The sequence below is a fragment of the Corynebacterium anserum genome (assembly GCF_014262665.1).
Lineage (GTDB): Bacteria > Actinomycetota > Actinomycetes > Mycobacteriales > Mycobacteriaceae > Corynebacterium > Corynebacterium anserum.
Genome location: NZ_CP046883.1, coordinates 1,142,880 through 1,154,884, shown reverse-complemented (window position 1 = coordinate 1,154,884; position 12,005 = coordinate 1,142,880). Strand labels below are relative to the sequence as shown.

9 protein-coding genes are annotated in these 12,005 nt (G+C 54.3%); 7 read left to right on the top strand and 2 right to left on the bottom strand.

Features of this window, described 5'->3' with window-relative positions; translation table 11 throughout:
* Window positions 1–17: 17 nt before the first annotated feature.
* Both GP473_RS04795 and GP473_RS04790 read left to right on the top strand, forming a co-directional pair.
* Window positions 18–638 carry an adenine phosphoribosyltransferase gene (locus tag GP473_RS04795; RefSeq protein WP_185769817.1) on the top strand — a complete coding sequence of 207 codons (621 nt, stop codon included), beginning with the start codon at window positions 18–20 and terminating at the stop codon, window positions 636–638.
* Window positions 631–2,901 (top strand): RelA/SpoT family protein, encoded by a 2,271-nt coding sequence (locus GP473_RS04790; RefSeq protein WP_185770682.1) that lies wholly within the window; start codon window positions 631–633, stop codon window positions 2,899–2,901. The genes GP473_RS04795 and GP473_RS04790 overlap by 8 nt, the downstream gene beginning before the upstream one ends.
* Window positions 2,902–3,044: 143 nt before the next feature.
* On the opposite strand, the gene GP473_RS04785 is transcribed toward GP473_RS04790, so the two are convergent.
* Window positions 3,045–3,911 (bottom strand): peptidylprolyl isomerase, encoded by an 867-nt coding sequence (locus GP473_RS04785; protein WP_246394679.1) that lies wholly within the window; start codon window positions 3,909–3,911, stop codon window positions 3,045–3,047.
* Between the two features lie 221 nt (window positions 3,912–4,132).
* On the opposite strand from GP473_RS04785, the gene GP473_RS04780 reads away from it, so the two are divergent.
* Both GP473_RS04780 and hisS read left to right on the top strand, forming a co-directional pair.
* The gene (locus GP473_RS04780) at window positions 4,133–4,822 is read left to right on the top strand and encodes an MBL fold metallo-hydrolase (RefSeq protein WP_186276636.1); all 690 of its coding nucleotides are present in this window, start codon (window positions 4,133–4,135) and stop codon (window positions 4,820–4,822) included.
* 177 nt (window positions 4,823–4,999) lie between these two features.
* Complete coding sequence (gene hisS, locus GP473_RS04775) at window positions 5,000–6,307, top strand: histidine--tRNA ligase (RefSeq protein WP_185769815.1); 1,308 nt, start codon at window positions 5,000–5,002, stop codon at window positions 6,305–6,307.
* Between the two features lie 35 nt (window positions 6,308–6,342).
* Here the strand turns inward: hisS and ypfJ are convergent, their stop codons facing one another.
* Window positions 6,343–7,272, bottom strand: a complete 930-nt coding sequence (gene ypfJ / locus GP473_RS04770) for a KPN_02809 family neutral zinc metallopeptidase (RefSeq protein ID WP_246394678.1) — start codon at window positions 7,270–7,272, stop codon at window positions 6,343–6,345.
* Between the two features lie 186 nt (window positions 7,273–7,458).
* Here ypfJ and aspS point away from each other — a divergent pair, with 186 nt between their 5' ends.
* The 3 genes from aspS (at window position 7,459) to GP473_RS04755 (ending at window position 11,999) form a co-directional block, all read left to right on the top strand.
* A complete protein-coding gene (gene aspS / locus GP473_RS04765) occupies window positions 7,459–9,252 on the top strand; it encodes an aspartate--tRNA ligase (RefSeq protein ID WP_186277276.1) in 1,794 nt (597 codons plus the stop codon).
* Between the two features lie 122 nt (window positions 9,253–9,374).
* Entirely contained in the window at window positions 9,375–10,601 is a 1,227-nt protein-coding gene (locus tag GP473_RS04760; RefSeq protein ID WP_186276635.1) for a phosphotransferase, read from the top strand.
* A gap of 15 nt (window positions 10,602–10,616) precedes the next feature.
* Entirely contained in the window at window positions 10,617–11,999 is a 1,383-nt protein-coding gene (locus tag GP473_RS04755) for a replication-associated recombination protein A (RefSeq protein ID WP_186276634.1), read from the top strand.
* Window positions 12,000–12,005 lie beyond the last annotated feature (6 nt).

The window sequence follows — 12,005 nt, the reverse complement described above, 5'->3', positions numbered from 1 at the left end:
ACGAGAGGCCATCTGACTTGACTACCACGACGAGCACAACAACCACAGCGCAGCGCCCCGCTGCTGAGGCGCTGCGGAAGCTCACGCGTATTGTGCCAGGATTTCCCTCAGAGGGAATCGTGTTCGAGGATCTCACCCCGGTATTAGCAGATCCGGAGAGTTTTACCGCCGTGGTTCGTGATATCGCCGATACGTGTCGGGACATGAATGCTGATCTGGTCGGAGGGCTTGATGCCCGAGGCTTTCTCCTCGGCAGTGCAGTGGCTTATGAACTCGGATTGGGGATTCTCGCCGTGCGAAAAGGTGGGAAACTACCTCCGCCTGTACTTCGTGCAGAATATGACCTCGAGTATGGGTCGGCTGCCTTAGAGATCCCCGCTGAAGGCATTCCCCTGGAAGGCAAGCGCATCCTTCTTATCGATGACGTGTTGGCTACCGGTGGCACATTGAAGGCATCTCGTGAGCTATTGGAGCGTGCCGGCGCTACTGTGTGCGGCTTGGCTGTCGTGCTTGAAGTGGAGGGGCTCAGGGGGAGGGACCGTTTTAGCGATCTGCCGTTGTACGTCGTGTCTACAGGACAACGTAGTGGAATGACGTGTGACGCAACTACTGCCAATGACGGGCAAGACAATGAGTAATGAGAAGAGTTCCCTATGGATGGCGGCGCGCATTGCGCGCAGTCTCACGGGTTCCGGCCGTACGAAGGTCAACCCGGTTCTCGGGCCGCTATTGACCGTTCACCGTCGCTATCATCCGCGGGCGGAGGTGGAGATTCTCGACCGCGCGTACGCGACAGCGGAGCGGCTTCATGAGGGTGTGTTCCGCAAGTCGGGTGAACCATATATCACGCATCCTTTGGCAGTGGCTACTATCGCCGCTGAGATAGGTATGGACACCACAACATTGGCGGCGGCTTTGCTCCATGACACTGTGGAGGACACTGACTACACTCTTGAGGATCTCACCCGTGATTTTGGCGAGGAGGTTGCGGTACTGGTAGACGGGGTGACCAAGTTGGATAAAGTCGCCCTTGGCTCGGCTGCGGAAGCCGAGACCATCCGCAAGATGATTGTGGCGATGGCACACGATCCACGCGTGTTGGTCATTAAGGTCGCCGATCGTCTCCACAATATGCGCACAATGCGCTTCCTCAAACCGGAAAAACAAGCCAAAAAGGCGCGTCAGACCTTGGAAGTCATCGCGCCGTTGGCTCACCGTCTGGGAATGGCCACGGTGAAGTGGGAGTTGGAGGATTTGTCTTTCGCCATTCTCTACCCCAAAAAATACGAGGAAATCGTCCGTCTCGTCGCAGATCGTGCACCTAAGCGTGACCAATATTTGGCTCGCGTGAAAAGTGAAATTGAGCAGTCAATGCGTAATCTGGGGCTCGTCGCAGAAGTCGTGGGGCGCCCGAAGCATTACTGGTCGATCTATCAGAAGATGATTAACCGAGGGCACGAGTTCGACGAAATCTTCGACTTGGTGGGTATCCGTATTCTGGTGGATACCGTGAGGGATTGTTATGCGGCGGTAGGTGCTATACACACCTTGTATCAGCCTATGCCTGGCCGTTTCAAGGATTACATCAGTGCTCCGCGCTTTGGGGTGTACCAATCTCTGCATACAACAGTGATCGGACCGGATACCAAACCTCTTGAAGTGCAGATCCGTACTCATGAAATGCACAACAACGCTGAGTTTGGTATCGCAGCACACTGGCGTTACAAGGAAACGCGTGGCACGCACTCTGGGGATAACAACGAAGTCGATCAGATGGCGTGGATGCGCCAGTTGCTCGATTGGCAGAAGGAGGCCGCGGATCCGAATGAGTTCCTGGATAACCTTCGATATGATCTTTCGACCAATCAGATCTTCGTGTTTACCCCTAAGGGAGATGCCATCACTCTTCCGATGGATGCGACGCCAGTAGATTTCGCTTACGCAGTCCATACCGAGGTGGGGCACCGATGCATTGGGGCAAAAGTGAACGGCAAGTTGGTGGCTCTGGAGTCGACTCTCAAAACTGGTGACAAGATCGAAATCTTCACCTCGAAGGACCAACATGCTGGACCTTCCCGGGACTGGATGAACTTTGTTGTCTCTCCACGCGCCAAGTCGAAGATTCGCCAATGGTTTGCAAAAGAACGGCGCGAAGAAGCTGCCGATAAAGGCCGTGATTTATTGGCCGCGGAAGTACAGCGCGGTGGTTTAGCCGTCCATCGATTATTCACTCCGGAGGCTTTGCGTTTTGTAGCTACGGAGCTGCGCAAACCTGACGTCGACTCTCTGTATGCCTCAATAGGCCGTAACGAAGTATCTGCGGCGCATGTGATGAAAATGCTGCTGGATGAATACGGCCAGGGTGAGGAGGCAGAGGAGCTATTAATTCCGAGGGGAACCTCTGCGTCTCGTATCGCTAATACGCCGCAGGAGGGACGTGGGGATGGATCCGGAATCCTCGTGCAGGGTCAGGCTGATTTTTCAGCAAAACTGGCGAAATGCTGTACTCCTGTGCCGGGTGACCAGATCTTTGGCTTCATCACCAAGGGGGGTGGGGTATCCGTTCACCGAACTGATTGCACCAATGCCGCTAAGCTGCACGCGGAGCCAGAAAGAATCATTGAGGTTAGCTGGGCCTCGTCTTTCCACAATGCTGTATTTATGGTGACGATTCAGATCGAAGGGTTGGATCGCAATGGGCTTTTGTCAGAAGTTACACGGGTAGTTTCTGACCAGAAAGTCCCTATTACTGCTACGAGTTCCCACACTGCACAAGATCGTGTGGCTACCATTCGCTTCACATTCGAGGTCTCAGACACCAAGCAGTTAGGTTATCTCATGAATCAACTGCGTAACGTGGAAGGGGTGTTTGACGTCTATCGGGTAACTACGGGTGGTTAATTCTTGAGCTACCAGCGGGTATCCTTTATGCTGATGGCCGTCATTCCTCTCATAGCTTGTACATAGAAAAGCCACCCTGTGTAAAAGACAGGGTGGCTTTTCTATGTTTTGTTTAGTTGGTGTGGTGACCGTAGGGCACTGATTTAGGCTTCCGTCGCCTTTTCTATCTTGATCTCCTGTGCAGGGGTTTCTCCCTGAGCGCCTCCCGGAGGAGTTTCCTGAATCTTGTCCAAAACCTTGAGCCCATCCTCAGAGATTGTGCCAAAGACATTGTAAGAAGGTGGCAGTGCCGTATCGTCCGTCACCAAGAAAAACTGAGAACCATTGGTATTGGGACCAGAGTTGGCCATGGCCAAGGTGCCGCGCTTGTACGTCACTGGAATTTGTGCATCCTCTGGCTTGACACCATTAGTGGGGAACTCATCAGCGAAGCTGTAGCCAGGGCCACCGGTTCCCGTTCCAGTTGGGTCTCCGCACTGAAGGATGCCCATGTTGTCGTTCTTCACTTGACGGTGGCATACGGTGTTATCAAAGTATTTTTGCTGTACGAGTTTCTCAAAAGAGTTCACTGTACAGGGGGAAGTGCCACGGTCCAATTCTAGGGGGATATCTCCCTTGTTCGTAGCGAGAGTGATAGAGATCTTGCCGGAAGTTGGCACATCGCCGTTTTCCGGAGCGTTGACAGGCTTGGCGGCTTTACCGTCGCTCTTTGTGTATTCGCATTTCACTACTTCGCCGTATTTCTCCAGCGGACCGCTCGGCATTTCCGCGGTATTTTGCTGATCGGCAGTCTGAGCGGCTGCGGTGTCGTCGTCCTTGTCGGGAGTCCAAGTAGTGGCGTACCAGATACCGCCTACGATCACGACCAGCACCGCCAGCGTGGTGAAGATGACACCCAGCGGGGCTGCTTTCGCTTTGCGGTCGCGAGCCTTTATGGAGCGTTGCAGGTTGTCAAGAGCCTCATCACGACGTTGCGCGTTGGGCATTGCCTTGTTATTGCTATCAGTCACGGAAACAGCTCGACCTTTCTCATTGTCTGTCGATCGAAAGATATTATGCCCTATTTGTCTGAGTAGTCCATGCGGCATGCCTGGTACACCGCTAAGAACGCTGGGTAAGGTGTCAGCTCCCTGGGTTTCCAGCAGATCTAGCCCCTCCTTCTACATAAACGTTTCACCTACCACACCCGTAGATAGACCCCGTAGAGGGAATTTCGTTACTCTGGGGATTTATGAGCAATGAAGATCGCGGCGTCGCTTCTCCATTACCCGACAGCACGAGAGTGGTGGGTTTTGTTGCCGGACCCCTGGAAACTAATTGTTACGTGCTCGTCGATGCCGCACATACTGGGGACGATGGCTTAGCTAGTGCTGTTGTTATTGACCCGGGGATGGGGGCGGGGGAGGTCGTCCGTCAACTCGCCGCCCAGCACAATTTTCGAGTAGAACGTGTGGTTCTTACGCATGGTCACATCGACCATATTCGCGACGCCGCTGATTTCGGTGTACCGGTCTACGTCCATCCCGCTGATCGAGACATGCTCAATCCACAGTGGACTGCAACATCGCAATTTGCAGCTTTGTTCGATGTGGACAGTATGGCTATGCCCAGTGACATCCGTGATCTCGACAATACAATCGAGATGGGCGGGACGACGTGGGAGATCCACCACATGCCGGGTCATTCTCCAGGTTCAGTCATGTTCCGCATTCCCGGATTAATCATAGGGGGAGATGTCCTATTTAAAGGTGGCGTGGGCCGCACCGATTTACCTGGCTCTTCAGCCGAAGAAATGCTGTTGTCACTGAAGAAACTCACCCACGAATTTGCCGATGACGACGTTGTACTCAGTGGTCACGGGCCGCACACTACCGTTGGGGAAGAAAAGCGCTCTAACCCATTTCTCCAATCGGTAAAATGATGTTCTTTCCTTGTTCGTTCAGCTCAACAATCTTCTCCGTTATTTTTGAGCTGAGGTGCTCTCTGGGCTTTTTCGTAATGGGGGCGGAAGAAGCACGATGAGTGCTGAGGCATTGAGGAACAGCGAGTGCTGAGGCGCTCAAGAGTGCGCAATACAGAAGCGCTAAAGTATTGACTTGTGACTGATAAGGCATCTGACAAAAAGTTCAAGGCGTTACAGGCTCCTAAGGGTGTTCCTGACTATGTGCCGCCAGTATCCGCTGAATTCCGTGCCGTGAAGGAAGCCTTTACCCGGACTGCACATAACGCTGGTTATGAGCATATTGAGCTCCCCGTTTTCGAAGAGACCTCATTGTTCGCTCGTGGCGTTGGGGAGTCCACGGATGTCGTGAGCAAAGAGATGTACACTTTCGCTGACCGTGGTGGTCGCTCGGTAACTTTACGCCCCGAAGGAACCGCCGGCGTGATGCGATCCGTGATCCAGCACAACCTAGATCGCGGGCAACTACCGTTGAAGTTGGTGTACAACGGGCCTTTCTTCCGGTATGAGCGACCTCAAGCTGGGCGTTACCGTCAGCTACAGCAGGTGGGGATCGAAGCGATTGGCGTGGATGATCCGGCCTTGGACGCAGAAGTTATCGCTTTAGCGGATCGGTGCTTTCGTTCCATCGGGTTAAAAGGCTATCGCTTGGAACTAACAACCCTAGGAGATAATTCTGATCGGCCGGAGTATCGCTCGCGGTTACAGGAATTTCTTCGGACCCTTCCTCTGGATGAAGAGACCCGTCATCGTGCAGAAATCAACCCCCTGCGTGTCCTTGACGATAAGCGTCCCGAGATGAAAGAAATGCTCGCGGATGCGCCCCTGATGCTCGATCACTTATCCGAAACCTCTCGCGCTCACTTTGACGCGGTGAGGGGATATCTCGATGATCTCGGTGTCATGTACACCATTAACCCACGGCTGGTTCGGGGCCTGGACTATTACACCAAAACCTGTTTTGAGTTTGTTCACGATGATCTTGGGGCACAATCCGGAATCGGCGGTGGAGGCCGCTATGACGGACTCATGGCACAACTCGGTGGACAGGATCTGTCCGGTATCGGATTTGGCCTGGGTGTTGATCGTGCTCTTCTGGCGTTGCAGACAGAGGGGATCGCGGCGTCGAATGGCCGTCGCGTCGACGTCTATGGCGTGCCCCTGGGAGCGGATGCCAAGCGAACTATGGTCAGAATCGTCGACGAACTGCGGGCCGTCGGGCTGAGTGCGGATATGAGTTATGGCGATCGTGGCTTAAAGGGGGCAATGAAGGGAGCCAACCGTGCGGGGGCGCTATATGCCCTGGTGATGGGCGAGGCCGAGTTGGAATCCGGCACTGTGGCTGTCAAAGATCTCACAGCTCACGAACAGCAGGACGTTGCCGTGGACGCGGTTAAGCAGTACCTCGTCGAGGCTCTCACACAGCGTTGCCCAGAACGCGGGTAACCAGTACCCCGTGGAGCCTTTCTTGCCACGTGATCCTACTTGTTGAACGAGGCACGGCAGGAATCCATGGTTCCACCTTGGTATCCGCGGAGAAATGCGTCGGTGCGTTGCTGCGATGAGCCGTGAGTCCACAGATCAGGATTGACTTCTTGGCCCGAGGAAGACTGAATGGTGTCATCACCGATTGCCTGCGTAGTCGTGATCGCTTCCTGGACTTGGTCTTGAGTGATGGGGTCAAGCATGGCGTTGTCGCCCTTATCGGCGTTCGATGCCCATAGACCTGCGTAGCAGTCTGCTTGGAGCTCGATCTGAACTGCCATGGACTCCTGTCCAGGATCGTTATAGTTGGACAAGCTCAGTGTGCCCTGGTGCTGCTGAATATGATGACCAAATTCGTGCGCTGTCACGTACATCTGTGAAAAAGCGCCGTTGGAACCCCCCATTTTCTTCAGCTGGTCGAAGAAAGGGATTGACATGTAGACCGTCTTATCGCCGGGGCAGTAGAACGGCCCGGTCTGAGAAATATTCGCAGAACCGCAGCCTGTGTTGATTTGTCCCTCGGCGATGCGGAGGTCTGGAGCGTGATATTGAATACCTTCATTGTCCGGGAGGGCTTTGGACCAGTATTCATCAAGTGACTTGGCTGTTGCCGCAATGCGGCAATCGTCATATTTGTTTGCGTCTTCAAAGGTGGCGCAGTGCTCAAGGCCGTTACCCTGCGCTGCGTGTTGCCCGTCATGGCCACCGGTGAAAATGCCCGTGCCACCACTGGAGAAAAAGGCAACAGCTAGACCAGCAATAATCACCCCGGGAATTCCGAATTTACGGCCTATGAGGCCGGCGAGCATGCTGATAATGAAGTTGCCGTTGTTTCCACCACGGCCTCCACCAAATCCCATACCGCCGCCGCCATTCATCGCGGAGCCACGGTCTTTATAGTCACCCAGATTATTGTTAAACGTCACAGAAAGAATGGTGCCACAGAAATACTCCGAACGGGATAAATGACGATCTTCTCCTTCTAAACATGCAGGTGGATTGAAGAAAGTCTGCCCCGTACAGCGTGGTGTACACGGCGAGCAGGTATGCTGAGGGGCTGATCCATAAAATACTTAAGTTTGAATCCTTCAAAGGAAAGGGAGCAAGGCAACGTGCTGCGCACTCATCTCGCGGGTGAACTCCGCACTGACAACATCGGTCAAGAAGTTACTCTGACAGGTTGGGTTGGACGCCGGCGCGACCACGGCGGTGTTATTTTCATCGATATGCGCGACCGCAGTGGCGTGGCTCAAGTCGTCTTCCGGGAATCCGAAGTGGCCAAACGCGCCCATGCGCTGCGCAGCGAGTACTGCATCAAGGTCACGGGCATCGTTGAGGCCCGCCCTGAGGGTTCGGAGAACCCTAATCTTGCCTCGGGTGGGATTGAGGTTAACGTCTCCGAGCTCGAAGTTTTGAGCGAGGCGGCAGCGCTGCCTTTCCAAATCGACGATCCCTCCTCCGCAGGTGAGGTTGGCGAAGAGACACGGCTAAAGTATCGCTATTTGGATCTTCGACGCAGAACTCAAGGAGACGCGCTCCGTTTACGATCGCGCGTAAACGCCGCCGCACGTGGTGTATTGGCACGCCATGATTTTACTGAGATCGAAACTCCCACGTTGACTCGTTCGACCCCAGAAGGTGCACGCGATTTCCTCGTTCCCGCTCGTCTCAAGCCGGGGTGCTTTTATGCGCTTCCACAGTCACCACAGCTGTTTAAGCAGCTCTTGATGGTTGCAGGCATGGAGCGTTATTACCAGATTGCTCGCTGCTACCGCGACGAGGATTTCCGTGCAGATCGTCAACCGGAGTTTACCCAGCTTGATGTTGAGATGTCCTTTGTAGATCAGGAGGACGTCATTTCTCTCGCTGAGGAGATTATTCAGGCGGTGTGGGCAGAAGCTGGTTACAACATCACCACGCCGATCCCGCGCATGACCTATGCCGATGCAATGCGCCTATACGGATCGGATAAACCGGATCTTCGCTTTGACATTCAGATCATCGAATGCACGGATTTTTTCCAGGACACGACTTTCCGTGTTTTCCAAAGTGAATACGTGGGCGCTGTGGTGATGGAGGGTGGGGCCTCCCAGCCGCGCCGTCAACTCGATGCATGGCAGGAATGGGCAAAGCAGCGTGGGGCTAAGGGGCTGGCATACATTCTCGTCGGCAAAGATGGTGAATTGTCCGGCCCGGTAGCAAAGAACATCACGGATGATGAACGCAAGGGTATCGCTGATCATGTGGGGGCAAAGCCTGGCGACTGCATTTTCTTCGCCGCTGGCGAGACCAAGTCATCTCGCGCTTTGTTGGGAGCTGCCCGCAGTGCTATCGCTGAGAAGCTCGGCCTCATTAAGGACGGAGAATGGGCATTCACCTGGGTTGTTGATGCACCGATGTTCGAACCTTCGGCTGATGCTAAGGCGTCTGGTGACGTCGCTCTGGGGCATTCCGCATGGACTGCCGTGCACCACGCGTTTACGTCGCCGAAACCGGAGTTCTTAGAGACCTTCGATACCGATCCCGGCAATGCGCTGGCTTATGCATATGACATTGTTTGCAACGGTAATGAAATCGGTGGCGGGTCAATCCGTATTCACCGCAAAGACATCCAGGAACGCGTCTTTAAGGTTATGGGTATTACCGAGGACGAGGCACAGGAGAAGTTCGGATTCCTCCTCGATGCGTTCGCATTTGGTGCACCTCCTCATGGTGGTATTGCCTTCGGTTGGGATCGCATAGTCACTCTGTTGGGCGGCTTCGGTTCTATCCGTGACGTCATTGCTTTCCCTAAGTCCGGCGGCGGCGTGGATCCATTGACGGATGCACCATCCGAAATTACGGCAGCGCAGCGTAAGGAAGCTGGGCTGGACTTCAAGCCAAGGAAAACTCAACCACAGAAGTAGTCTGCATTGACTAGGCTGTGAGGTGACAGCCTGCAAACACCCCTACAACATCCATGTTGTCTTCAGCTCGGCGAAATCCGCTATCACCGCGCTGAGTGAGGGCAGCCAGAAAGAAAAGTCTCGTGCATACCGTTGACAAGGCCGTTGACTGTGCAGCCAAGCTGCTGGCTATGCGGTTTGGTGGCACCCCGCAACTCACCCACCCGGAGGATCTCGGTGGCAGTGGTGCCTCTATGGTTATCCGCTGCCGCGTGGCGCCGAATCCGTTTTTGCAAGAACGTTCGGTGGTCATCAAGCAGCTTCCGGACTTTCCATCAGATGGGGAGCAGGTCGACGGACCTACGGCGGACGAGTTGGCACTGATACGTGAAATTGTTGCCTATCAATACACCAACACCTTGCCTGAGCACTCTCGGCCAGGACCGTTGTTGTTGGCATATGATGTGGAAAAGCACATGCTGATTTTGTCCGATGCCGGGGACGGGCTTAATTTCACGGACGTGCTCCTCATGAACGACGCAGATGAGCGCAAAACAGCCGTCCGTAAACTCGGTCGGGCATTAGGACGCATGCACGCTACGACTTACGGTGGTGCCGAGAGCTACAACACTTTGCTGCGTCGCCAGTGCCAAAAGCATGGTATTAACCCGAGTACGATCGTTGATTCCGATATTGATATCGCTAACCTCGTTCGCGAGGGAGTGAATCTTATGGAAGCTAATGATGTGCATATTGACCCGATCGTGCTGCAATACGCTAATGAGGCTGCGGAGCGCCAGGGGCGTTTTGACTTCCGTTCCTTCACTCCGTTCGACTTGACACCGGACAACATCATGCTGACGAAGCAAGTCGTGTTTTTGGATTATGAGTGGGCTAGTTTCCGGGATATCGCGTTCGACGTCGCCAGCGTGATCGTGGGTTTTCCGCAGGATCACAGTACTCCGGCGCTGACTGAAGAAGAATGTACCGAGTTCCTCTCTGCCTGGAGCGCCGAAGTGAGCCACGTATGGCCAGAGACCCGCGATTTTGACCGAGTGGTAGACAAACTGATGGCGCCACTTATCGGATGGGCACTCATGAGTTTGGTCATGCTACATCGAGGCAACAAGATGTCCCGCAAGGCGTCTCGCCGGATTCAGCATAGTTCGGATACCCGTTATCGTGGTGCTGCAGATATCGCTTTACTCACCCCCGAGCAGGCCTCAGACTTAGCAACAACCGTGGACGCTATACACCGCTTCGCATTGCATTACCCCAATCCGCGTTTCGAAGCCGTTGCGAAGTTCACGGGTATTCTTTCGCAGATTTTGGCGCGGCAGGGCGGACATCCGATGCGTCACGAACCCTAGTACCCGAGCTCTGTCATGACAGATCTTTTCGACGATGCGTACGGTACGGAAAACGCGAGCGGATCTTCTTCTCCACAGAGCGTGGATCCTGCGCGTGATTATTTTTACCCCGGGTCTCACGCACCTTTAGCCGTCCGTATGCGGCCTAGATCCCTCGCCGAAGTTGTGGGGCAAAAACATGTTTTGGGCGAGGGTAGTCCCTTAAGCCGGTTGATCGACGGTAGGGGAGACACATCCGTCATCCTCTACGGGCCGCCTGGCACGGGGAAAACAACCATCGCTTCGTTGATTTCCTCTGCCTCAGGCCGTCACTTTGAAGCGTTGAGTGCACTGAATTCGGGCGTGAAGGAGGTGAGGGCAGTCATAGAGCAAGCCCGTCAGCGATTGGTACGCGGCGAACACACTGTGTTGTTCATCGACGAGGTTCACCGCTTCTCTAAAACACAGCAAGATGCACTCCTGGCGGCTGTCGAAAACCGTACTGTTTTACTCGTGGCTGCGACCACAGAAAATCCCTCTTTCTCTGTTGTCGCACCGCTGTTATCTCGTTCTTTGCTCGTGCAGCTCACACCGCTGTCCGATGGAGATATTGGGCTTCTTCTTGACCGGGCCGTACGCGATGAGCGGGGCTTCAGTTCGGCCTTTTCCTTATCTGACGACGCCAAGTCTCAGCTGATCGCATTGGCCGCCGGCGATGCCCGCCGATCCCTGACCTATTTGGAAGCAGCAGCGGACTCCAGAGAATCAGAGGGGGTCTTAACTGTCGATGATGTGAGACGCAGCATCGATAAAGCGGTTGTGCGTTATGACCGTGATGGAGATCAGCATTATGACGTCACGAGCGCCTTCATTAAATCTATACGGGGCTCTGATCCAGATGCGGCGTTGCACTATTTGGCTCGCATGCTCGTGGCAGGGGAGGATCCGCGTTTCATCGCGAGACGCTTGGTGATCCACGCGAGTGAAGATATCGGCATCGCCGACCCTACTGCTTTGCAGACGGCGGTGGCTGCCTACCATGCAGTGAGCTTCATAGGCATGCCTGAAGCTCGTTTAAACCTGGCGCAGGCTACGATCCATCTGGCGACAGCACCGAAATCTCCGGGGGTGGTCGCAGCTATTAATGCAGCGATTGCTGACGTCGAAAAAGGAAAAGGTACAACAGTGCCACCGCATCTTCGCGATGGGCACTATCAGGGAGCCAACAACCTCGGTAATGCATTAGGCTACCTCTATCCCCATGATGATCCTATTGGGGTGGTGAGACAGCAATACCTTCCTGATGACCTAGTAGATGCGTGTTACTACAATCCCACCGATCACGGTAATGAGCGTCATATCAGCTCACGGCTTGCTACATTGCGGTCGATAGTCCGAGGTTGGCGCCGTCAAGGGTAGAATCCC

Bases quoted from the DNA above. Each gene is read 5' to 3' on its own strand.
- GP473_RS04780 (WP_186276636.1), top strand. From the start codon at position 4,133: ATGAGCAATGAAGATCGCGGCGTCGCTTCTCCATTACCCGACAGCACG.
- GP473_RS04790 (WP_185770682.1), top strand. From the start codon at position 631: ATGAGTAATGAGAAGAGTTCCCTATGGATGGCGGCGCGCATTGCGCGC.
- GP473_RS04755 (WP_186276634.1), top strand. From the start codon at position 10,617: ATGACAGATCTTTTCGACGATGCGTACGGTACGGAAAACGCGAGCGGA.